The organism is Lactiplantibacillus argentoratensis, from assembly GCF_037290055.1.
Taxonomy (GTDB): Bacteria; Bacillota; Bacilli; order Lactobacillales; family Lactobacillaceae; genus Lactiplantibacillus; species Lactiplantibacillus plantarum.
On sequence record NZ_CP147647.1, the window covers coordinates 310227 to 334083 of the forward strand.

Here is a 23857-nt window from a genome sequence, read left to right on the forward strand (position 1 = left end):
AAAGTATAATATATTGTTATACTAACGTTGTAAACAAAACCTTACTTTTTGTAAAGATGGTGTTACTTTGATTTGCAATAAAATTAAAATGTTACGAGCTGAGCGAAATTGGACGCAAGCTGAACTTGCCCAGCGGCTTGGAATTTCACGGCAAGCGGTTATTTCGATTGAAAAATCTAGATATTATCCATCATTGGATCTAGCTTTCAAAATCGCAACAGTTTTTGACTGTATGATTGAGGATGTCTTTTATCGGGGGTAAAATGATGATTGAACGAGTTGGATTGATAGTAATCATATTGATTTTCATAGGGAGTTATTTGTACGCTACCCGTCGAATGGCAAAGTTACAAAAAGATTATCATAATGATGAGCGCTGGCAATATCTTAAATTAAGAGCAGGTGCCGTTACTAAAACGTACTATGAAGCGTTGATTATAATCATTGCTATTCTGATGATACTGTCATTGTGGACTCCAACGCCAATGTTGGTGCCACTGGATCGTATGCTTGGTATTGGTGCGTTAGTTATTATTGGAGGACCAATTATAGAGTTTTGTGCAATCACACGGTTTGATAGAACGATGTAGATTTGTTTAAATGCTTTGGGATTACTCTTTTTGCTTGTGGATTTGTTAGTGATTCTTATGTCTGATTCATTCGTAAAAAACATGATAAAAAATATGAGGTTAGGTATCCAACTGTTGTTCTGGGATAGCTAACCTCATATTTTTATATAATTAACTAAACATTAATCGCGTCTTGCAATTGCTGCTCATTGTAAAAAATTAATACGATAAACATCACCATGTAAAGTAATAATGGTAACCACGCATAGTTCAGGGTAATCATATGCTGAGTGGCGATATTTTGCGCATGATTGGCGGTGTAGCCGCTTAAATGAAAGAGTCCGGCGGTGACTAGGCCACCAAGTCCTAAGCCGACATTAACGCCGAAGTCATCAGTAGAGGCTAAAATACCTTCTGCTTGTATTCCCAGTGCCGTGCCATAACGAATCGTATCAGCAATCATAATTGAGACCAAACCAATGATGAGACCGTTACCGACAGCGTTGATCAACGTACCACCGAAGACGAAGGCCAGTTGATTGATGGCTGTCCCGAGACCGAGGATCAGTTGCCCCACAGCGGCGATGGCGATACCCGCCAACATGGTATTCTTTTTCCCGTGGTGGTTGGCTAGCCGGACAATTAAGATGACCCCGATCAGTGACGCAAACGTAAAGCCGTTAACGACTGGCACTAAGTCTTCGCGTTGAATCAAGTATTTAAAGTAGTAGATGGTCGTTTGATTCTTGATGGCAGTTGTTAACCAATACAGTAAAATCACGCTGGATAAAATAAACCACGGCTGGTTTTGCTTGAGCATGCCCCACACCGCACTGAGTGATTGGTGCGGACGCTCAGGTTGACTAAAGCGTTCCTTGACTTGGAAGAAGGTGTTGAGGATCAGGACCAACGAAATAATGCCAAATAGAACGATTGTCAGTAAAAAACCTCGTTGCTGATCACCCTGACCAAATAAAGCAACTAGTGGCAAGGTGAAGACAGCGACGATAATTTGAACACTACTACCGAAGAATTGACGAATCACGCCTAGTAAGGTTAATTCACGTTCATTCTGGGAGAGTGCTGGTAAAATCGATGTGATTGGTAGGTTGACGGCGGTATAGAAGAATCCTAACCCTAAATAGGTCACATAAGCCCAGACGAGTTTACCAGTTGCTCCGAAATTCGGGGTCACAAAGGTCAAAACGGCGAACAAGACGTAGGGTAACGCGTACCATAAGAAAAACGGGCGGCTTTTACCGAAGCGCGAATGGGTATGGTCAATCATGACGCCGATAATCAGACTTTCAACGACATCGGCTAAGCGCGCAACGACAAATAAAATCGCCGCTGCACTCGTGGATAGGCCGTAAACATCGGTATAGAAGAATAATAAGTATGTGGTCATCATCTGAAAGACTAAGTTATCCGCGGCATCACTGAGCCCATAACTAATTCGTTCCGGCCAAGCTGTTTGCCAAGTTTGTTTCAATATTAACACCTCTAAGTATGGTTTTGCACAACCTAATTCTAACCTAGTTGCACGCTTAAACCTAACGGAAAGGTTTACAAAATTGATTAGGTCTTAGATTGCTCAGAAAAAAGCCTGCAGGTGGCGTTCGTCAACCTGCAGGCTTTGCATTGTTTGTCCTGATTAAAAGCTACTTAGTTGTTAATTTGCTAACCTTGGTGAGTGCTGGGATTAAGCCCAAGCTATCTAACGTTTGGTTTGGTAAAACAACGGTGTTGGCATTGCCGTCCGCCAAGGCTTTGACAGCTTCCGTGTTTTGGAAGATAAAGTAGTTTTCGGATGATTGTGCCAAGGCTTCGTTTAAGATCCGCGTCCGGTAAGCATCAGCATCTGCTTCAGTTTGAACGGCTGTTGCTTTCGCCTTTGCACTATTCACTAAAGCTTCGTTTTGGGCTTTATTGGTGGCTAATAAGGCCCGGTTATTGGCTTCATTTTCCAGTGTGATTGACTTACTCTTACCTTCAGCAGTTGCGATGGTGGCATCCCGTTCCCGCGTAGCTTGCAGGAGTTTATTCATGGAAGCCTGAATATCTGCCGAAGGGTTAACGGAATCAATATTGACCCGGTCAACATTTAAACCGTAACCCGCCGTAACGGAGGAGATCTCCTTGAAGAGGGCAGCATTGATTTCTTGTGTTCCATTCAGGACTTCATTTAATTCTTTATTCCCAATGATGCCGCGCAGTGCCGCGCGGGTATCTTGAATCATACTACGAACGGAGTCTTCGTTTTTAAAAACGAAGTCTTCAATATTAGTGACGTGGTACTTAAGCGAAATCTTAACTGAGATTTCAGCGTTATCTTTGGTGATAACGACTTGTTGGTTAAGATCAACGGGTGTCTGAGCCGTGTTAACGGTGATGACTCGTGAGATGAACGGTTTAATAAAGTGAAAGCCAGAACTAATGACGCGCTCGAACTTTCCAAATGTTAAGACGACACCTTGGTTCGGTTGGGTGATGATGCGGATGGAAGCGATTAGGACTAAAACGACCAGTAGAATGACAATAATTGCAACGATGATGCCTACCATAATAATTTCCCCCTATTGTTGTGGTGCGATAATCGTTACCGTTAGACCATGAGCACTGACGGCCGTGATTTCAACGGTATCGCCGGTGTGCAGTGGTGTTGCGGCGTGCAAATGGTACAAGATGCCATAGAATGCGACGCCGTCAGTTAGATCGGTCGGTTTGATAATGAAGCGCTGACCGATTAAGCGCTGATCTAAGTATCCCTCTTGCATAGATGACCCACCTTTAATGTGATAATAATTAAATTATATGCTGTTTTTGGTTAGATTGATAGGGCCGTTATAAAATAGTGGGTGAGTTTTGGATTGTTGATAAAGTATGGCGATAAATGGTGAATTCATGCTGCATATCGCCCAGTAACTATTTGGATAAGCTCGTTTTAGAGGGCGGTTCAAGTAATACGGGATTGGTGAGTTAAAGGGGCGCTTGAAGTATTTAAGCCGACAAAAAAACCTTCGTACGGGAATACGAAGGTCAAAAGGAGTAGGTCAGCATATGACGGGGAATCATATGCTGATAACTTGATGAGCGTTTATTCATATAAGCGGGGGGACGTTCACATGCCGCTCATCAAGCTGTCAAAGTTGTTACGCTTTGACGGATTTCATTACTTTGGAGGAGTAAATGAAAAGAATGTTAATTATTATAGTAGCAATCTTGGAGGGGGATCCTTAATTGCTATAGATATATCTTAACAACGAATTGTGAAGAAAATGTGACGATGATTTTTCAAATTTAAGAATTATTGATTAGATTACGAAAAGATTTATGACTATTGATAAATTTATCGGCAATTAAAATTGCGTAAGAATTATCTGTCAGCGCTTTCGCAATGGTGGCTTTTTAAATTAGAGCGTGTATCATTAATAATGATCACGGAAATTAAAGACAGGAGATGCTTGCATGTACGAACAAGCTTGTACCACAATTTTAGTTGGAAAAAAGGCGACCGTTGATGGTTCGACGATGATTGCCCGTAATGATGATACGTTTATGCCGATTACACCGCAAAAATTTATCGTCCATCCCGCTGTTCATGGTCGCAACGAAACGTTAACTTCTGGGAAGAATGGCTTTACCGCACCACTTCCAGCGGATGGCTACCGTTACCAAGCTGTCCCGAACATTGAAGTCGCTGAAAAGGGTGTTTTTGAAGAGAATGGCTTTAACGAAAAAAACGTTGGTGTTTCTTCAACTGAAAGTGTTTATGGTAATGAACATACGCTGACTTTTGATCCCTTCGTGCCGAATGGGCTCGCAGAAGATTCATTGCCAACCATGCTCACGCCGTTCATTGATTCTGCCCGTGGTGGGGTTGAATACTTGGGCCAGTTGATCGCTAAATATGGTTCGCCAGAAGGTAACGGTGTTTTGTTCAATGATAAAGATGATGTGTGGTACATGGAGATCGTCACTGGTCACCACTGGGTTGCACAACGGATTCCAGATGATGCTTACGCGGTGGCTGCCAACCAAGTTGCGATTCAATGGGTTGATTTTGATGATCCCGATAACTTTATGTGGTCTGATGGTATTCAAGAATTTGTTGCGGAACACCATTTGAACCCTGACAAGGAAGGTTTTAACTTCCGTCATATCTTCGGTACTGATAATGAAAAAGACCGGCATTATAATACTCCCCGGGTCTGGTACGGCCAACGTTATTTCAATCCAGAGATCGAACAGGATCCACAGTCGAGTGAGCTACCGTTCATTTGTCACGCAGCCAAGAAGATTTCAGTTGCCGACGTTGAATTTGTACTGGGTTCTCATTATAACGAAACGAAGTACGATCCCTTCTTGAATACACCAGAAGCTAAAAAGTTTCGACCAATTTCAATGAATCGGACGCAGAATTCACACGTTATGCAAGTGCGGAATGACGTACCAGCAGAACAAAGCGCGATTATGTGGATGACATTTGGGGTACCAGCTTTTGCGCCATACCTCCCATTCCATGCGAACGTTTCTGAAACTGATCCTAGTTTTGCGAACACACCGCTAAAACATGATATGAATAGTGCTTACTGGCTCTACCGGACACTATCAATGATTGTTGAATCACACTATGCTGATTTCGTTCAGGATGATATTGATTATTTGAAAGAATGTCGAATCGAACTGGGTCAATTTGTGGCTGCGACCGATGAACAAGCGGCGAAGTTATCTGGTGACGAGTTAACGGCTTTCTTGACTGAACAAGATAAAGTGATGGTCGCAAAGATGCGTGATAAAGCCCAAGCTTTGATTGGTCAATTAGTCACCAAAGGTTTAACGCTCTCGAAACTAACCTATAATGTTGATATCAATCTTTAAACTTTCGTTATGACGGTATCAGCGTGTATAATTAGGTTATTAAGAGGACAAGGAGCTGATGGCAAATGGATGAAAATGTCTTATTTAATCCTGGTGACGCAATTTCAGAATCGCATGACTACAATGAAGCGCTCCGTAGTGCGGATATTTATAATGCGCGTCACGGACGTAAGCGCGGACTCATGATTGCGCGGCCGCTAGAACAGGATCACGGTTATTCGGTTTTTTACGCGGATGACTTACTGACAGCCGATACGCCAAGACCAGAAGCACGTCAATATCACGTTGAAAAGCGTATTCCAAAAGAATAGTTCAATCATCCCATGATCAGTAAAAAGGGTCATGGGATTTTTTATTTTCTGAACAGTAACCCATGATGTTGATATTGGGTTACTGTTGTTTTATAATAGCGTTTAAATTGATTAACAGGGGTGCGATGATGACGAATCGACAGACGATTAAACACCTGACCCAGACGGCGATGGTGACCGCTTTGATTATTGTATTAGGTTTCTTTCCGGGAATTCCAGTGGGCTTTATTCCCGTCCCGATTGTGTTGCAGAATATGGGCATCTTTTTAGCCGCGGAGTTACTTGGCCGCAAATATGGGACGATCGCAGTTGGATTGTTCTTAGGATTAGTGGCACTGGGACTACCCCTATTATCTGGGGGGCGTGGGGGTGCCGCGATTTTTCTCGGGCCAACGGGTGGCTATCTCGTTGCTTGGTTGCTGGCACCAATGCTGATTGGAACGTTGATCAAAATAACCCGGGCGATGACAAGTGGTTATTGGTGGCTAGAAGTTGGCATTGTCTGGTTGGCTGGTATCTTATTTGTTGATGTAATCGGCGCTAGTTGGCTAGCTGTTCAGTCACATATGACTTTGACGGCCGCCTTGCTGTCGAACGTGGCCTTTCTTCCTGGTGACATCATTAAAGGGACTTTGGCCGTATTTATTGCCCGGCGTGTGCGGGCCATCGTTGATTTTGGATTGCCAGCTTAGTAAATAGCTAATGTGATTGGCAGGTCAGGAGGTCATAATGACAACTAAAGAACAGGTCTTAACAATTTTATTGCGTCATCATGGTGAGTGGCAATCGGGGGACCAGCTTGCCCAATCAGTTGGCTGTAGTCGTGAGAGCATTTGGAAGGCAATCAATGCTTTGAGAAAGCAAGGACACCAGATTGAGAGTCGTAAAAACCGGGGTTACTGTTATCTGGGAAGTCGTAATTTGGATGCCAAAGCCATTCAAATCTATGGGCAACGTCAATTTACGGGGCCCCTTGAAGTGGTCGCTCAGACGCCGTCCACTCAGATTCTAGCTAAGAGCTTTTTAAGTCATCATCAGCCACAGTTTGCCGCCTTCTTCGCGGACGAACAGACAGCTGGCTATGGCCGTTTGGGCCGAGACTTCTATTCACCGGCCAAAACTGGGCTGTATTTTAGCTTGGTTGTTCCTAATCCCACGAATGCATTGGTCAATGTGGGTTTACTGACAACTGGTGTCGCGGTGAGTGTCTTGAATGTTTTACAGCAATTTTATCCTAATAAGAACTTTGGGTTGAAATGGGTCAATGATATTTATCTTGATCAGCATAAGGTCGGGGGCATTATCACGGAAGCAAGTTTGGAATTAGAATCGACTTCCGCAACGGCTTTTATTGTCGGTGTGGGGCTCAATTTAACGACCACCGATTTTCCGCGAGAATTGCAAGCCCGTGCCCAGGCGGTCGACCCGAGCATACCAGTGGATCGCAATCGGTTAGCGGCGGCCTTATTATCAGCACTAGTAGCGCTATCAAAGCGCTACGCTACGGCCGACTTTTTGCCAGCATATCGGGCTAAATCACTAGTGTTGGGTCAACAAGTGACACTTCAAGTGGGCGATTCCATGGTGAATGGGGTGGCTGAAGATATCGATGAACATGGTGGCTTAGTGGTCCGCATGTTGACCGGGGAGCGGCGGACATTTACGAGTGGTGAAGTGATCAGGGTAGGATTACCAGTATGACTGAGTGGGTACCAGTGATTTACGGCATCGGTTTAGACGCTGCCGGTCGGTGCCAACATTATCACCTTGAAACTGATATCGCGGCATTGTGGTGTCGGCGATGTCAACACTATTACGCGTGTTACCGGTGCCATGATACGTTGTGCCAGCATACTTTTGTGGCCAGCGCTCCGACGGATTTAGCCGTGATGTGTGGTGCTTGTCGTTATCGAATGACGGTTGATCGGTATCATGAGGGGCAATGCCCGCACTGTCACCGGCCATTTAACCCGCGGTGTCGGTTGCATGACAAGGTTTACTTTGAAAAGCAAAATTGAGACGTATTTTTAGTAGTTTTGGCTGAATTCAGTGGTTAATCGAAAAACAATTAAAAAATTGACATATTCTAATTAAAACTCATAATTAAGCTTGAAATTATGGTTGATTGTGAATTTGTGCTGACAACCATTGACAGAAGGGAAGCACTAATTTTGAAATTTGAAGAGTCCAAAATTTTGCAGCAATTACCAAAACAGTTTTTTGCGAATCTGGTCAAAAAGGTCAATGCCAAAGCGGCGGCCGGTGCGGATGTGATTAATTTAGGTCAAGGCAATCCTGACCAACCCACCCCTGAGTTTGTTGTTAAAGCGATGCAGACTGCAACTGCCAATCCCGCGGATCACAAGTATTCGTTGTTTCGAGGTTTGCCGCGCTTCAAACAAGCCGCGGCTGATTTTTACGAACGCGAGTACGGTGTGAAATTAGACCCGGAGACTGAGATTGCCGTATTGGGTGGCAGTAAGATTGGGTTGGTCGAGTTACCCTTTGCCTTACTAAATCCGGGCGATACAATGATCTTACCTGACCCCGGTTACCCAGACTATTTATCTGGTATTACGTTGGCACAGGTGAAGTTGGCTTTACTACGGTTAACAGCGGACAATCATTTCTTACCGGATTATCAGCAGGTTGATCCACAAGTGGCTGCGGCGGCCAAGCTGTTGTACCTGAATTACCCGAATAATCCCACTGGTGCTGTTGCAACGTCGCAGTTTTTTCAAGACACGGTGGATTTTGCAAATGAACATCAGATTGGTATCGTTCATGACTTTGCTTATGGTGCAATTGGGTTCGATGGTCAGCGACCAGTGAGCTTCCTACAGACACCGGGGGCTAAAGACGTTGGAATTGAGATGTACACGTTATCTAAGTCCTTTAACATGGCAGGTTGGCGCGTTGGTTTTGCCGCTGGTAATGCTGACATGATTGAAGCCTTAAATTTGATTCAGGATCATCTGTTTGTCAGCGTCTTTCCGGCCATTCAAGATGCAGCGATTGCAGCCTTGAACAGTGACCAACAGACGGTCCACGAACTGGTTAGACTGTATGAACGACGCCGTAATCAGTTCTTTACGGCAGCCCGCAAGATTGGGTGGGAGCCCTACCCATCAGGGGGCTCATTTTACGCTTGGATGCCAGTCCCTGAAGGGTATACCAGTGAAGCATTTGCCGATTTGCTGTTGGATAAAGCGGCGGTTGCGGTGGCACCAGGCAACGGCTTTGGCGCGGGTGGCGAAGGCTATGTGCGCGTTGGCCTCTTGATTGATGAACCCCGCTTCACGGAAGCCTGTCAGCGAATTGCAAAACTGCACTTATTCGATCGTTAGGATGACCTCTTAGCATTAATGATGACAGTCAGTTACTTGCTTAGCATAATTCATGCAACGGGGGCGCAACTCGTTTTTGATTGCTCGGAAGGACTGAACTGCAATAATGGTATCAAAATAACGCAACTAGCATTCACATGCCAGTTGCGTTATTTTGTTTCAAGTTATTGAAATTATTATAAATTACCGGTGCTCTTTAGCCGCTTCTCTAACAGGTACGCGTCCATGTACCCAAAGGATAATTCAACGACCTGATCGAGTTCGATCATCGTGCCAACATGATTAATTTGATTATCATCATCCACGTTATAGAAGATGAAGTGCCCGTTCGTTAACGTTCCCGGATAGCCAGTCATTGCTGGCAACATGGGATTTTCTGTCGTGATGTGAACGAGGTTATTGAAAGTTGCGGCTTGTCGCAAAATTGAATCAAAAAGATCAGTTGTGGCGTCAAATAACCGTTCGTCGTTTAAGACGGGTTGAACATTTAACTCATACTGGCGGTTTAATTCAATAAAGCCACGCATTGTCTGTAAATAGTCGGACTGGGTCGTCACCGATTCAATTAGTGAACGGCGGCAAAGGGTGTAGCCCCCAAATTGGCCCGTCATATCGATCAGATTGAGCAGGACACTGTCAGCGTTCAATGCGTTAATGAAGCCAACAAAGAACATGTCAGACCCGTCCGCTGACCGAATTGCAATCAGTTGGTGCTCATTTAAGGCGTTGTTTAGAGTATGATCAACGTCGTCAAACTCGCTGACTTTGACGGTTGCTCGATGCGTATGGATGGTCTTGACAAAGGCGCTTTCCAATAAGAGCTCATTGCCGCAAAACTCTAATATCTGAATAGCAGCCAATGGAATTTCCTGTTGCCCGTTGTTTTTAAAGTTAAATTTGTCAAAAGTTTTAAAGGTAATCGTTTGGTCAGTGACTTGTTGGACCTGACCTTCTAAATAATTTTCGTTGTCTTCGAGGACTAGTAGCACAACTTGATGATCGGTTTGGGCTTGGGTGACTAACTGTGTTAGGACTGGCCGTTGATCGTCTAAAGCTACGGTTGGTTGTGGCACACTGTTCAAACCTTCAGTAGTTGCATTTTCAAGGCGAAAGGCCATGTTATCAAGGTCTTCACTCATCATTTCAACTTCATCAATGACGTCGTAGCGCATGAAGACGGCGCCGTCCTGGAGCCCAGCATCATCGTAAGTATTCACGACAACGCCATCAGGTGCCAGACGGTCGATGTAGCCGGTGTAAACCACTTCGCTATTGGCTTGATATAGGTTGATGAGGTGAACCTGTTGTGCGGCTAATTGTAAACTCTCAATAATTGAACTCATCGTGTCTAACCCCCTTAGTTAATGTTCCCTCATCATAGCACTTTTTGAGGTGAAGACGCCATTATAAGTCATTATTCAGCTGGTTTGGTAAGTGTGTTATGACTAGGTAAGTAAACGGATGCTCGCGTGCTATTCAGGTCGATCATCTCATTAGAAGGGCCTTGTTCTGCAAATTTAAAACCGTTTTCGCTTGCACCCGGACGCTGTCACCGGCATTGAGTGCGGCTGTTTGGTATGTGTGCAACACAACACGGTGCTGGTCATCGCTACGTAAAAAATAGTGTTCCGATGATGCGTTCACGGCTAGTGATCTTAAAGTGCAATTCGATATTCAAATGATGATTGCCAAAATAAACGCATACGGGTTTTTTAAAACACAACGTATGTAAGGGCTTTCTTTGTTTGTGAAATAGGAGTATCGGTCAATAAGTATCCATTGATAATAGGTAAATATTTAATAAAAAATGTTATTTTCGGTGCTATTAACGAGGTTTATCGTTATAATGTAGTCTGCGGTTTATCTTGACCGTAAATCTGTCATGACCTTTCAAGAGGCGCTTGATCGTGTTGCGACATACATTTAAGGAGTGCACTATGTTTACGATGTTTAAGACGATTGGCGATCAGTTCGCCAATTTCAAGATTATTCGGCGAATGGCGAAGTATGATGATCGGGCCACATACCAAAGCCATTACCTTGGGTTAGCGTGGGAATTTCTAAACCCACTGATTCAAATCGGAATTTATTACTTAGTATTCGGGGTCGCGTTAAAACGTGGCGATCCGATGCCAGGAATCCCGTATTTACCATGGATGGTTGTCGGGATTGCACCATGGTTATACATGAACAAAACGACGCTGGACGCGTCTTCTAGCATTTATCGTCAGGTTGGGTTAGTTTCAAAGATGAAATTCCCAGTCAACGTATTACCGTCAATTAAAATTTATGGTAACTTATATAGTTTCTGGACGATGATTGCTTTTGGAATCTTCCTGATGTTCGTTAATGGCATTTGGCCCTCAGTTTCTTGGATTCAATTTATCTACTACTTTGGTTGTATGATCGTATTAATGTATTCACTTGGGATTTTTAATGCCACGGTCAGTGTTCTGATTCGTGACTGGCATATCACGCTTCAATCCGTATTACGGATGCTGTTCTATATGAGTGGGGTGCTATTTAACTTTACAACGTCTAACTTCCCCGCAGTTTTTGTGCGCCTACTAGAACTAAATCCGTTCTACTACGTGCTCAACGGAATGCGGGAATCGCTGCTTAATCGTGGTTGGATCTGGCAACAGCCTAATATCACGTTGACGATTGTCTTTTGGCTCTTCAATCTCGTTGTGATTCTGACTGGAACGTATCTCTATAACAAGTTCCGTTCGAACTTTGTGGATTTGATTTAGGAGGCGGAACTGATGGAAAATCAATATAAGGTTGAATTGCATAATGTCACTAAAGAATATGATTTATATCGTAGTAACAACGATAAGTTAAAACACTTTTTTAACATTGGTAATGTTGATGTCCCGCGGTTTTGGTCGCTAAAAGGGGTCAGCTTAAACGTTAAACCAGGTGAAGCGTTGGGGATTATCGGAATCAACGGTTCTGGTAAGTCAACGATTTCGAATATCATTTCGGGAATCATTCCTCAAACGACTGGGACAGTGGATGTGCACGGTGATACGTCCATTATTTCAATCGGGGCCGGCTTAAAGTGGAATTTGACCGGTGATGAAAACATTCGGTTGAAAGGACTCATGCAAGGGTTGAGTATTAAAGAGATCCAAGCGGTTCGTGATGATATTGTTGATTTCGCGGATATCGGTGATTTTATTGGTCAACCAGTTAAGGACTATTCGACCGGGATGCGGTCACGATTGGGATTTGCGATTGCGGTGCATATCAATCCCGACATCATGATTATTGATGAAGCACTCTCGGTTGGTGATGACACCTTCTATCAAAAATGTGTGGATAAGATTATGGAATTCAAGAAGCAAGGGAAGACCATTATCTTTGTCAGCCATAATTTACGGCAAGTGGAATTACTTTGTGACCGGGTCGCTTGGATGCACTTTGGGGATCTTTTAGAAGTCGGCGAGACCAAGGAAACTGTTGATCATTACCGGAAATTCTCTAAGGATTTCAAAGCGCAAACGGCGGCTTATCGTAAGAAGTATCAGGTCGGTAAGAAGAAGGAACAAGCGGACTTTGACATTGTCGCTTATGAACGACAATTAGTCGAAGAAAAGGCTAAGGATAGCGATAAGAGTAAGCAGGCAGTTAGCCGTCAAGTTCATCGGACGCTATACAAGCAAATCTTGCCAGAAAAGATGACGATTGCCACCAAGCTCGTCATGTTAGTGGCAATTGTCCTGTTCGTCTTCTTTGCGTTAGTGAATGTTTCAGGTCACTCGGTTACTTCGGCGATTGAGAATCCGACAGTACTGTTACATCCAGTCAATCATTATATTAAAGGTCAGTCAGTCTTATTCAATAGTAAGTGACGGCGGCTGGTTAGTGGTTGCATTAAATTAACATTAATATCGATGGGTGATTTCGATGGTAATCACCCATTTTTTGTGTGACGAATTGTCAAATCAAGCGCAACTTTTTGCCGAAGAAAACTTCACTTGGACTTTTCCATCCCAAGACCTTGCGTGGACGGTTATTTAAATCTGTGACGAATGCGATAATCTCTTGGTCATTTAAATCGTTCAAATCAGTTCCTTTGGGGAAATATTCACGAATTAAACCGTTAGTATTTTCATTGGTTCCACGTTGTTGTGGTGCGTGTGGATCTGGAAAAAATACCGGTATTTCTAAAGTGTCAATGACGTCTTGATAATTGGCAAACTCAGTTCCACGATCAGGTGTAAGTGTCTTTACCCGTTCCGGTGTGACGCTATTTAATAAGTCCATCATAGCTTGTGCCACGGGTTTAGCTGCGACTTTACTTACCCGTTCCGCTAATAAATACCGTGATTTACGGTCTACCAGCGTCACCAGCGCTGAACGTCCGGTTTTACCACGCACTGTGTCACCTTCCCAGTGACCAAACCGAGTTCTATTTTCAGCCGAAAGTGGGCGGTCGTGGATTGAAGGTACATCGTTAAAACGACCACGCCGTTCCTTGATAGTTCCCTTAACTTTGCGCGTTTTACCTCGATGTCTTAATTGGCGGGCGAATCCACGGGCACCATGACTTTTACGCTTTTCACCAAGATTATTCAAAGCAATTCCACGATAAATTGTGTTGTAACTGATTTTCCAGTTACTATGCTCAAAATTTAGCCGTCCTGCGATTTGTTCTGGGGACCATTTACGATGGACGATACAATTAATGACAAATGCCCGGATATCAGTTTGCGATAAGATCCGTGGCCGTCGACTTTTCAAACGTTGACGCTCATAATTTAGTTGCGCATTAACTGCGGAATATTTAGAACGACCACCATTCCGGCTAACTTCCCGTGAAATAGTCGCTTTAGAACAACCGATGCGTTGGGCAATGGCCTGGTAAGACTGTTTTAAAGTTAGCCCAACTAGTAGGCATTCACGGTCATTTAAGGTAAGATGATGATATAGGCTCATAGTCTGAGTCCTCCTTGTAAGTAAGTTGTGGTGACTATATTTTACAAGGACTCAGGCTGTGAGTCTTCTTTTTGATCATTTGTTGCACTTCAATTGTAAATTCGTCGTGCATTCAAGACGGCTTTGGTTGGAATAAAGTACAATACAACGTCGCACATTATTCGGACTGAGGGCCGCTGATGCTTTTATTCGAGGGGACGAGCTTGGGCTGACCGTACTACCGATTTGAAAGGAAAATGTCTAAACTTCAATGCACAATTTATGAGTTGGTTTCGGGTTAAATTAAGCTTGATTTTTTGTAATGCTTCAGCAATCTAGTTATATTCGCTATAAGCATTAGATTATTTTCCGTCTGAAATACCATTTGGTGGGTTATCTTAATACTAGAGCATAAAGGGGGTCATATCATGGATATGCCACTATTCTTAAATGTTATCGCCTATGTGCTATTAATATTGGTATTATAATATATCAAATTCAAATTTCCAGACAGTACCTTTATCCGTTTCTTTCAAAAATACGGGAGGTGGTTAATTGGGCTATGTTTTGTCGCAATATTGGTGATTTTGGCCGGACCGCAATTTCAGAACCCCTTTAATGCGTTAGATGTACCGGCTATTGGGGTCATGTTAGTATTCGGGTACTTCTTTATTAAGGATAAAAAATCGAAACATAAGTGATGATTAAATGAGATAGCACCTCGAACGATGATGTCGTCCTGAGAGGTGCTATTTTTTTGCCCAAAAATCGATTTGAGAAGTACTGGTGTTTAGCCGTTTTAATCTAGCATTAAACGTGAACTGGGTTATTCGATAACGGAGGGGCATAATTAAAAATCAGTTTGGCTCCTTGAGATATATCTAAAAGATATATATACTTAACAACGCGAAAGATTGGTGAATTTAATGTATGAATTGTTTATTTTAGGACAGTTGATGGATCATCCGATGACGGGCTACCAGTTGCGTAAAGCGCTGGTAAACGTAGTCGGGTCAGAATTAACTATTAGTTTTGGTGCGTTGTACCCGTTGCTAGATAAGTTAGCCGCGGCTGAAGAATTAACACTGGCGTTTAAGCGGACCACTAATAAACGGCCACAAAAGTTAGCCACGATAACAGCGGCTGGTCGCACGCAATTTTGGCAGTTAGTTATGACGCCAGTCGCGCTCAACAAGCAAACGCAGTTAACGTTTCAAATAAAGCTGAATTTTTTACATTTATTAAGTCGTGATCAGCAGCAAGTAATCTTGTTGGATTTTCAGCAATTTGCACGGGGACAGGTCGCACGCTTAACGGCGCAGCACAAACGGGTGATGACGAATACCCACATGCTTGCCGCTGATATTCAAGATGCGTTGATGGTCAATGAGTTACAACGGGTACGAGCCCAAGCACAATTAGACTGGCTTGAACGCCAGTTGCGCAATGGAGGGGAAGTTAAGGGATGAAAACAATGTCGTTTGCGACTGATCCACAAATTCAAAAGCATCGCTGGTGGATACTGGTTGCGGTATGTTTATTTACGTTCATGTCAACGTTAGATGGGAGTATTGTGAACATTGCCTTGCCAGTCATGAGTAAGGGTTTAGCGATTCCAATGAATCAGGCAGAATGGGTCGTCTCAATTTATTTGATTGTGGTTTGTGCGTTATTGTTATTATTTGGTAAATTAGGTGATATTTACGGTAAGATTCGGGTGTTTAAAATCGGGTCCTTACTATTCATTATTGGCTCGTTATTGTCAGGATTCAGTGTGGGGTTGCCATTTCTACTCATTGCACGCAGTATTCAAGCAGTCGGAGCGGCAATGACGATGAGTACGAACAACGGGATTATTACCGAAGTTTTCCCGTTTAAGGAACGGGGCCGGGCGCTAGGTATGATTGGCTCATTCGTTGCATTGGGGAGTATTGCTGGCCCCGGTATCGGTGGTTTGATCCTAGCTCATTTGAGCTGGGGCTATATTTTCTGGATCAACGTTCCGGTGGGAATCTTGGCGATGATTTTAGGTGCAATGATTTTGCCAAAAGACGTTACGACGACGCAACAACCATTGGATAAGACCGGGGCGGGGCTATTTGCCGTACTCATGGTTGCACTATTTGCAGGGGTGTTTATCGGGCAACAGATTGGGTTCTTGCAGCCGGTTATCTTAGCCTTGTTTGCAGTGGCAATTGTGACGCTGATTATTTTTGTTCGCGTCGAGTTACGTCATGAAAATCCGCTGCTAGCGCTACAATTATTTAAGAATGCCCGTTTTAGCATTAGTATCTTATGTGCGTTATTAATTTTTATTGCGAACTTTTTCTTTAACGTGATTGCCCCGTTTTATTTAGAAAATGCTCGGGGGCTAGCGGCAAACTATGCGGGCTACGCCTTGATGGTATTCCCCATCGTACAAGTGGTGGTCGCCCCGATTGCTGGGACGATTTCTGACAAGATCGGACCAGAATTGTTAACGTTCGTGGGATTGGTCCTGATTTCAATCAGTCAAGTGGGTTACATGGTTGTGGGGCTAGCAACACCACTTTGGTTCTTCTTATTATTCGTCGGATTAGTTGGATTTGGCAATGGTATCTTCATGGCACCTAATAATTCGATCGTGATGAGTTCAGTGGCGGTCAAGGACTTGGGCGTTGCTGGCGGGATTAACGCGTTGGCACGTGAATTAGGCATGATTGTTGGAATTTCGGTTGCCACGACCGTACTATATTCGGCAATGAGTCAATCAGCGGGGTATAAGGTTACGTCATACCTGCCAACTCACCCGGAGATCTTTATTGATGGTATGCACATTGCGTTCATGGTCTCGTTAGGGATTTGTTTAGTTGCGACGGTCATTACTGGCGGGCGGTTACTAAAACATCGACGCACGGCACCTGCCAAGTAAACATTAGTAAATCAAAAAACGTGTTGCGAGAAATCTGAGATGATTTCTTGCGACACGTTTTTATATTCTTGCATCCTTGATGTTGCTGAAATGGGGTCGTTAAATCAGGCTTGTTTTAAAGATCCAGGGCATAAGCTCACTGAAAAAAACTCGGATTAGCGCCGTTATGACGCCAAACTCGTCGTTTAATTCCCTAGTTAGGCTAATCCACAGTCTTCTCCCGTCTGATTTATGCCCGCTTGTGATACTGAGCATTGATAGAAATGCCATGCGACTGCTTTCTCGAACGCACTGAAACCTGTGCATATTACGCCCATGATTCCGATTATCGGAATCGTTGTTGCTTATCTAGCAGTTGCGCTAACTGACCACGAAATTCATCGCTATGGTGTTGAATGTTCGTCAAGTCGTGACTCATTTGAACGGTGTAGTCGGCGACTTCGCCGTGTTCGCCTTGATCGAGTCCGAGTTCTTCCTCTTGTTCGTCAACGCGCATTCTGATGACTCGTTTCAATAGTACGATAATGACGATGCAAACGATGGTAGTAAAGCCAATGGTAAAGATCGTTGCTAATAGTTGTAATCCGAATAATTTAAAGCCGCCACCATAGAAAAGACCGTTTAGAGAAATTGTGCGATTAACGGCTTTGCTAGCGAATAGCCCAGTCATGATACTGCCGACCATGCCGGAAACACCGTGGCAGCCAAAGGCATCGAGTGCATCATCAATACCTAAGCGTGGTTTGATGAACGTAATGAAGCCGTAACTAGTTAATGTGGCGATAAGGCCAATCCAAAAGGCACCAGAAATGGTGACGTAGCCACAAGCAGGTGTAATCGCAACGAGACCACAAAGGGTACCGGTGCAGACGCCGACTAGGGTTGGTTTGCCCTTGGTTAGCATATCAACGACCATCCACGTCATCATGGAAGTGGCGGTGGCAACGGTCGTGGTTAAGAAGGCTTGGATGGCGATGTCGTTCATGGCAAGCGCCGAACCGGCGTTGAAACCGTACCAGCCAATCCATAAAATAGCGGTCCCCAGCAATACCCATAAGATGTTATAGTGCTGGGTCGCATCTTTGCCATACTTGTGGCGTGCACCTAAGAATGCTGATAAGACTAAAGCGGTGATACCGGCATTGATGTGGACGACGGTGCCACCAGCGAAGTCGATGACGCCGAGTTTAGCTAATAAACCGTTATCCCAAACCATATGAACCATTGGATAGTAGATGAGGAGTGACCAGAAGATGATGAAGGTTAATAAGAATTTAAAACGGATACGGCCGACCACCGCGCCAACAAATAGTGCCGGCGTGATGATGGCGAACATCATTTGAAAGATGAGATATAAACCGTTGGGAATCTTTGTTGCGGTAAGCGCGGTCAAGTCGACACCATGCAACCAAGTGGCTCTGAGATTACCGACAAAGCCACCTAAATCACCGGAAAAAGATAGTGAATAACCGAATGCGAGCCATAACAAGATTGCTAAGCCACAAATCATGAAGACGGATAACATGGTGTTAACGACATTCCGTTTGGAAACTAAGCCACCGTAGAAAAATGCTAATCCGGGCGTCATGAATAATACCAATATACTAGATAACACTAAAAACGTTGAATTTGCAGCGTTCATACTCCCAACCCCTATCCATACCATTTGATGTTAGAAATTATAACATTGATTATTGAGTGACGCACTCTTTTTTTATATTTTAGGATAAATACCGAACTTATATCGGTCAACCACCGATCATTATGATTGTTAATGTTATATTTTTTAACGTGGGTCTAAGCTGCAGCTATCAATCACCATTTTCACTAAGTGGTGGTTGCGATGCAGTGTAGCGCTAATGCACAGCGACCGGAACAGTCGGCCATGATGTGGATGTAACCGACAATCACGACTCAACGACCTGACTAGTGATTCGTTTGGAAAGCAAAAAAATAAGTGAGCGCCCCATTTTGATTAATTATCTTAAACTGAAAGGCCCTAATAGTTGATAAAATACGAATTTTTAATTAATAAAATGATGATATGAAAGATAAGGCGCTTTCAGCGGTTGACCATTAGTAACCGGAGCAGTAAGGTTATCACCACATAAATTAAAAGATGATGAGATTATTACATAACGTCTTAATAATTAAAACGGAGGTTCAGCTTATGCGAAAATATGCGATTATTGGGGTCGGTCACGTTGGAGCGACCATTGCTTATACATTAGTTTGTAAAGGAATTGCGGATGAATTAGTCTTGATTGATACTAATGCGGCTAAAGCTCGCGCAGAGCAATTAGATTTACAAGACGCTCAAGCCCGTTTAGATAGTCGAACGATTATTAAAATCAATGACTATCATGAATTAGACGACACGGATATTTTATTTGTTACTAGCGGCAACATTCACGCGTTAGACCATGCTTCCGGTAACCGATGGGCTGAATTTGAATATACGAAGCAAATCGTTCAAGATATCGCGCCGAAAGTTAAAGCAACCAAATTTAATGGCGTGGTCATCGATACAATGAATCCGTGCGACGCAATTACGCACTATTTCCAACGCGCAACGGGATTATCACGCCAACAGGTCTTTGGGACTGGGACTTTCTTGGATACGGCGCGCATGCAAAAGGTTGTCGCAGAAGCCTTCGACTGTGATCCAAAAAACATTAGCGGGTATGTTTACGGTGAACACGGCGAATCACAATTCAGCGCGTGGTCAACGGTTCAGGTTAATGGTATTCCAATTACATCCTTGGTTGATAAGTATCATTTGGACTTAGATGCACTTGAGGCAGCTGCACGCCATGGTGGCTGGGCGGTTCATTCTGGTAAGGGTTATACCAGTTTTGCCATCGCCACTTGCGCGGTTAAATTAAGTGAAGCGGTCTTTGCAAATGCTCGCTTAGCATGCCCGGTCTCTGCGTATAGTGAGACCTTTGGGACGTATGTTGGTCAGCCAGCAATCATTGGCAAAGATGGGGTCGAGAGTGTGACGACGCTTGCGCTGACTGCTGATGAACAAGCTAAGTTCCGTAATTCAGCGGACACGATTATCGAGAAATTCCACGCCTTTGATGACGTCTTAAGTGACTCATCAGTAAAAAAACGGCAACAAGCCTAAAAAGTGACGGTTGTTAATTGTCTTGTTTGGCAAACTTCTACCAAAATGTTAAAATTTTACTAAGCAGAACGTTGACTGCATTAACTATATGGTGGGATGAATATGCGCCGACAATTAACAAACCGGCAACGGTGGTTAGTGATCGTAATCGCGACGATTCTGGGAGTAGGCTGTGCCTTGCTTGGTCAATGGGGCCAGTTCTTCGGAGTCATCGCCGCAACGTTTGCGCTAATGTTGTTAACTAGTGGCTGTTTGACTTTTTGTCATCACCGCGGGTGGCAACCTGGGAGCGGCATGTTGCTAGCATTGGTCACGGCTACAGGGTATGTACTAGTTATTTTAGGAAGCTACGGTTATTTACTGCACAGCTAAACGCAGCACTTTGATACGAGAAATCGACCGTATCAAAGTGCTTTTTGTCTGCAATCATTTTTAGTGTGCCAATTAAGTTATGTTTCAACAATGATTACGGCCATCGATGCTCACTAAAAAGGCCGCGACTCATCATCACGGCCTTCCTGGGTGCGGTATTGATTGTAAACATCAAAGTGGGGTCACCGTACCCAAGGTATTAATGGCAGACCTAGTTGGATTGCTTTACCTAAAGCCTGCCAACTGGTAAGCGGTAACGTAGCCGCACCGCCGCGCTATCGGCTGCACTAATACCGTTATAGCGATTATCAGCTAACATGACACTGTGGCGATCGCGGCTGTGTTCCAAACCAATGGTATGTCCTAACTCGTGTTCAGCCACGTGGACTTGATCTGAATAGGAATAGTGGTAGCGTACAAAATTACGTGTTAACAAGTACACTTGCGCTTTTGTGTAATAACCATTGGTATAACCGGTCGAAAAAGTAATACCGGCTAAGCGATAATACTGCCCACTGGTGGCATTACTGGTCCCCAAAGTAATTTGATGGTGAGCAGTGGTGCCCGGCACGAATTTAAAGTGACCAGTCGCATTCCAGGCTTGGATGGCCGCCTGGTAGACGTGCCGCTCATACGATGATGCTTGAATGACATAAGTCACTTGGGCGTGTGGCCAACGACTCCGTGAATATGGTGTCGCAATCGATTTTGCGTTGGCAATTGGTGTCAGCCCAAGACCAAAAATCACAGTTAATGTGGTTAAACCTAACTTAGCACTGTACTTATTCTTCATTGTTGTAACCCTCTTTCCCCCAAAAACGAAGGTCGCCATCAATAATTGTATTTTAAAACGTTGCTGAGATAGGGGCCTCATCCTAGACCCGGATTTGACCCAAAATTGCGAGATTTGGTGACGATTAAAGTTAGTTAAATAGGTTATCACGTGCTATGATGAGAACATCTTATGATGATGGAAGGAAATTGATATGACGATTAAACAGGCAATTGTTCAACAAGCCTTGACGTTAATAAAACCGCAAATGGTTGTTGGTTTTGGTGGTGGCTCGACGGTTGGTGAACTGGTCAAGGAGGCAGCCAATCATGTGAATGATATTACGGTCGTCACCCCATCACCGACGACCCGCCAACTTGCGACCGTGCTCGGGTATACCGTTGTAGATACTGCATATTGTGACCGCGTCGATATTGCTTTTGACGGCTGCGATCAGTTAGATCATCACGGTAACGCGCTCAAAAGTGGCGGTGGAATCCATGCTAATGAGAAGATTATTGCCAGCTTGGCGGATGAATATTGGTTACTAACGATGCAGGACCGGTTAGTCGATCAATTTGATATCAAGACGCCACTAGTCTTAGAAGTGCTACCAGCGGCCTTGTCATTAGTCATGCGGACGGTGAGTGATCTTGGCGGTCAGGCAACCATTCGAACTGCTAATAATCGGGACGGCTTCACGTTAACCGATAGTGGCAATTTATTGATCGATTGTCATTTTCCAACGTATGCCAAGCTCACGGACCTGAATGCTGGATTAGCAACTTTGGCTGGCGTTGTTGAGACGAGCTATTTTGATCACTTGGTGACGAATGCTTGGTTGGGCGATGCGGCCACGAATACGGTCAAAGCGCTATTTTAAGTGTCATCAGGAACGATAGCATGACCTTAATGATTAGCAATTGAGCGCTGAAATTCGTTTGACACTTTTTTAAAATAATTCTAAACTGAAGGTGACGTATAAAAGCGCCACCATTTTTTGAATCTATGTTATTTTAAATATCTAAGGGGATGTCAACATGGTAAAAAAAGTCTATACTGATTATTTTTTTGATGAACCTGCTTACAACACACATGACGGTGGCTATATTCCACTAGTTACACCGAAAGTCGATCCACAACCGTTAGCGATTCCACCGTTATTGAAGCCGGACCGCCAGACGGATACGGATGATTACTATACCGTCACGGCACAAGAAAGCGAAACCCAGTTTTTACCTGGTAAGAAGACTAAAACGTGGGGCTATAATGCGGGCTTCCTAGGCCAAACCATCGTCTTTCGTAATGGTAAGCAGACCCATATTGACTTGAAAAATAAACTCCCTGAATTGACGACTTTCCATTGGCACGGCTTGAATGTCCCAGGGCCGATTACCGATGGTGGCTGCCACGCACCGGTCTATCCCGGTGAAACGAACCACATTGACTTTAAAGTACATCAACCAGCTGCGACTACGTGGTTACATGCTCATCCGTGCCCATCGACTGCGACGCAGGTTTGGAAAGGCCTAGCAACGATGGTGATTATTAAGGATGACGTTGAAGATCAGTTACCGTTACCACGTAATTATGGTGTGGATGATATTCCGTTGGTATTACAAGACCGTGAATTTCACGATGATAACCAATTTGATTACCGGGCGGACTACGATCCAGATGGTGTTCAAGGGCATACGGCGTTAGTTAACGGGACGGTCAACCCATATTTTGATGTGACGACGCAGCGGGTGCGGCTACGAATCTTGGATGGGTCGAACCGGCGCGAATGGCGTCTGCACTTCAATGACGATTTGGAATTTGCACAGGTCGCTTCCGATGGTGGCATTTTGCCGGCACCGGTTTATATGACTAAAGTGATGATGACCTGTGCGGAACGGGACGAAATTGTCGTTGATTTCGGTCAGTATCAGCCGGGCGATGAAGTCACGCTGATGACGGATGATACGCCGCTATGTCGCTTCCGAATCAAGTCGTTCGTACCGGATGACACCAAACTACCAGAACATTTAGTTGATATTCCTGATGAAACCCCAACACCTGACTTACCTGTTCGCACAATCACGATGGATGGGATGGATGATGAAGTCGCGCTGGATGGTAAGAAATTCGATATGAGTCGCATCGACGCTCGGCAGAAAGTTGGGGATGTCGCCATTTGGGAAATCCGCAACACCAACAGTACTGAAAACGGCATGGTTCATCCATTCCACGTTCATGGGACTCAATTTAGAGTTTTGGCACGGAACGATGGCCCAGTTTATCCTAATGAACATGGGCTGAAAGATACGGTCGGTGTCAACCCTGGTGAAACGGTGCGGATCAAGGTCAAATTTGAGCTGACGGGGGTTTACATGTATCACTGCCATATCATCGAACATGAAGATGGTGGTATGATGGCCCAAATTGAATCATATGATCCACAACACCCACAAACTTATCATTTAATGGATATGGACACCTTACGGAATGCTTTTGCGAAGGAACAAGGCATCAAGCCCGAAGATGTTTGGATGCCTGGTATGTAAGTGTAGATTAAGCTAATTTAGTGATGAGATGTGAATAAAGCCCGGTTGCAACTAGCAAGTTATCTGCTTGGTCGTAGTCGGGCTTTATCATTTAA

23 protein-coding genes are annotated in these 23857 nt (G+C 44.1%); 16 read left to right on the forward strand and 7 right to left on the reverse strand.

The window, feature by feature from the left end:
• Positions 1–88 precede the first annotated feature (88 nt).
• On the forward strand, positions 89–262 hold the full coding sequence (locus V7R88_RS01420; protein ID WP_135294641.1) for a helix-turn-helix transcriptional regulator: 174 nt from the start codon (positions 89–91) through the stop codon (positions 260–262).
• A gap of 76 nt (positions 263–338) precedes the next feature.
• Positions 339–590, forward strand: a complete 252-nt coding sequence (locus tag V7R88_RS01425) for a hypothetical protein (protein ID WP_143142903.1) — start codon at positions 339–341, stop codon at positions 588–590.
• 154 nt (positions 591–744) lie between these two features.
• On the opposite strand, the gene V7R88_RS01430 is transcribed toward V7R88_RS01425, so the two are convergent.
• The 3 genes from V7R88_RS01430 to V7R88_RS01440 all read right to left on the reverse strand — a co-directional run bounded on the left by V7R88_RS01430 (position 745) and on the right by V7R88_RS01440 (position 3346).
• On the reverse strand, positions 745–2061 hold the full coding sequence (locus V7R88_RS01430) for an MFS transporter (protein WP_054397321.1): 1317 nt from the start codon (positions 2059–2061) through the stop codon (positions 745–747).
• Between the two features lie 169 nt (positions 2062–2230).
• Complete coding sequence (locus tag V7R88_RS01435) at positions 2231–3133, reverse strand: SPFH domain-containing protein (protein ID WP_003643746.1); 903 nt, start codon at positions 3131–3133, stop codon at positions 2231–2233.
• Positions 3134–3145: 12 nt separating this feature from the next.
• Positions 3146–3346 (reverse strand): hypothetical protein, encoded by a 201-nt coding sequence (locus tag V7R88_RS01440; RefSeq protein ID WP_003643747.1) that lies wholly within the window; start codon positions 3344–3346, stop codon positions 3146–3148.
• Positions 3347–4037: 691 nt separating this feature from the next.
• Between V7R88_RS01440 and V7R88_RS01445 the strand changes: the two genes are divergently transcribed.
• The 6 genes from V7R88_RS01445 (at position 4038) to V7R88_RS01470 (ending at position 9108) form a co-directional block, all read left to right on the forward strand.
• Positions 4038–5450 carry a C69 family dipeptidase gene (locus V7R88_RS01445; RefSeq protein ID WP_003643748.1) on the forward strand — a complete coding sequence of 471 codons (1413 nt, stop codon included), beginning with the start codon at positions 4038–4040 and terminating at the stop codon, positions 5448–5450.
• A gap of 65 nt (positions 5451–5515) precedes the next feature.
• Positions 5516–5761, forward strand: a complete 246-nt coding sequence (locus tag V7R88_RS01450; protein WP_003641910.1) for a hypothetical protein — start codon at positions 5516–5518, stop codon at positions 5759–5761.
• 128 nt (positions 5762–5889) lie between these two features.
• Positions 5890–6453: a biotin transporter BioY gene (locus V7R88_RS01455; RefSeq protein WP_003643749.1), complete on the forward strand. Its 564-nt coding sequence runs from the start codon at positions 5890–5892 to the stop codon at positions 6451–6453.
• A 37-nt stretch (positions 6454–6490) separates the two neighbouring features.
• On the forward strand, positions 6491–7462 hold the full coding sequence (locus V7R88_RS01460) for a biotin--[acetyl-CoA-carboxylase] ligase (RefSeq protein ID WP_054397326.1): 972 nt from the start codon (positions 6491–6493) through the stop codon (positions 7460–7462).
• Entirely contained in the window at positions 7459–7779 is a 321-nt protein-coding gene (locus tag V7R88_RS01465) for a hypothetical protein (RefSeq protein WP_003646430.1), read from the forward strand. Before V7R88_RS01460 ends, V7R88_RS01465 begins: the two co-directional genes overlap by 4 nt.
• 153 nt (positions 7780–7932) lie before the next feature.
• Positions 7933–9108 (forward strand): pyridoxal phosphate-dependent aminotransferase, encoded by a 1176-nt coding sequence (locus V7R88_RS01470; RefSeq protein WP_003641918.1) that lies wholly within the window; start codon positions 7933–7935, stop codon positions 9106–9108.
• Positions 9109–9284: 176 nt separating this feature from the next.
• Here the strand turns inward: V7R88_RS01470 and V7R88_RS01475 are convergent, their stop codons facing one another.
• The gene (locus V7R88_RS01475) at positions 9285–10451 is read right to left on the reverse strand and encodes a hypothetical protein (protein WP_063852390.1); all 1167 of its coding nucleotides are present in this window, start codon (positions 10449–10451) and stop codon (positions 9285–9287) included.
• A 594-nt stretch (positions 10452–11045) separates the two neighbouring features.
• Between V7R88_RS01475 and V7R88_RS01480 the strand changes: the two genes are divergently transcribed.
• Positions 11046–11861, forward strand: a complete 816-nt coding sequence (locus V7R88_RS01480; protein ID WP_003641920.1) for an ABC transporter permease — start codon at positions 11046–11048, stop codon at positions 11859–11861.
• 12 nt (positions 11862–11873) lie between these two features.
• Complete coding sequence (locus tag V7R88_RS01485; protein ID WP_214334708.1) at positions 11874–12965, forward strand: ABC transporter ATP-binding protein; 1092 nt, start codon at positions 11874–11876, stop codon at positions 12963–12965.
• An 88-nt stretch (positions 12966–13053) separates the two neighbouring features.
• Here V7R88_RS01485 and V7R88_RS01490 read toward each other — a convergent pair whose 3' ends face one another.
• Entirely contained in the window at positions 13054–14052 is a 999-nt protein-coding gene (locus tag V7R88_RS01490) for an IS30 family transposase (protein ID WP_016527164.1), read from the reverse strand.
• Positions 14053–14957: 905 nt separating this feature from the next.
• Between V7R88_RS01490 and V7R88_RS01495 the strand changes: the two genes are divergently transcribed.
• Positions 14958–15500, forward strand: coding sequence for a PadR family transcriptional regulator (locus tag V7R88_RS01495; protein ID WP_046038086.1), 543 nt, complete (start codon positions 14958–14960; stop codon positions 15498–15500).
• Complete coding sequence (locus tag V7R88_RS01500) at positions 15497–16942, forward strand: MFS transporter (RefSeq protein ID WP_214334706.1); 1446 nt, start codon at positions 15497–15499, stop codon at positions 16940–16942. Before V7R88_RS01495 ends, V7R88_RS01500 begins: the two co-directional genes overlap by 4 nt.
• A gap of 325 nt (positions 16943–17267) precedes the next feature.
• Here the strand turns inward: V7R88_RS01500 and V7R88_RS01505 are convergent, their stop codons facing one another.
• Positions 17268–18584, reverse strand: coding sequence for an ammonium transporter (locus V7R88_RS01505; protein WP_214334704.1), 1317 nt, complete (start codon positions 18582–18584; stop codon positions 17268–17270).
• A 528-nt stretch (positions 18585–19112) separates the two neighbouring features.
• On the opposite strand from V7R88_RS01505, the gene V7R88_RS01510 reads away from it, so the two are divergent.
• Both V7R88_RS01510 and V7R88_RS01515 read left to right on the forward strand, forming a co-directional pair.
• A complete protein-coding gene (locus tag V7R88_RS01510) occupies positions 19113–20072 on the forward strand; it encodes an L-lactate dehydrogenase (RefSeq protein ID WP_054397353.1) in 960 nt (319 codons plus the stop codon).
• A gap of 102 nt (positions 20073–20174) precedes the next feature.
• Complete coding sequence (locus V7R88_RS01515) at positions 20175–20444, forward strand: hypothetical protein (RefSeq protein WP_054397356.1); 270 nt, start codon at positions 20175–20177, stop codon at positions 20442–20444.
• Positions 20445–20673: 229 nt separating this feature from the next.
• Here V7R88_RS01515 and V7R88_RS01520 read toward each other — a convergent pair whose 3' ends face one another.
• The gene (locus V7R88_RS01520; RefSeq protein WP_063724637.1) at positions 20674–21237 is read right to left on the reverse strand and encodes a M57 family metalloprotease; all 564 of its coding nucleotides are present in this window, start codon (positions 21235–21237) and stop codon (positions 20674–20676) included.
• 193 nt (positions 21238–21430) lie between these two features.
• Between V7R88_RS01520 and rpiA the strand changes: the two genes are divergently transcribed.
• Together rpiA and V7R88_RS01530 are read left to right on the forward strand one after the other, a co-directional pair.
• Positions 21431–22099 (forward strand): ribose 5-phosphate isomerase A, encoded by a 669-nt coding sequence (rpiA, locus tag V7R88_RS01525; RefSeq protein WP_214334701.1) that lies wholly within the window; start codon positions 21431–21433, stop codon positions 22097–22099.
• A 157-nt stretch (positions 22100–22256) separates the two neighbouring features.
• Positions 22257–23762 (forward strand): multicopper oxidase family protein, encoded by a 1506-nt coding sequence (locus V7R88_RS01530; RefSeq protein WP_054397361.1) that lies wholly within the window; start codon positions 22257–22259, stop codon positions 23760–23762.
• Positions 23763–23857 lie beyond the last annotated feature (95 nt).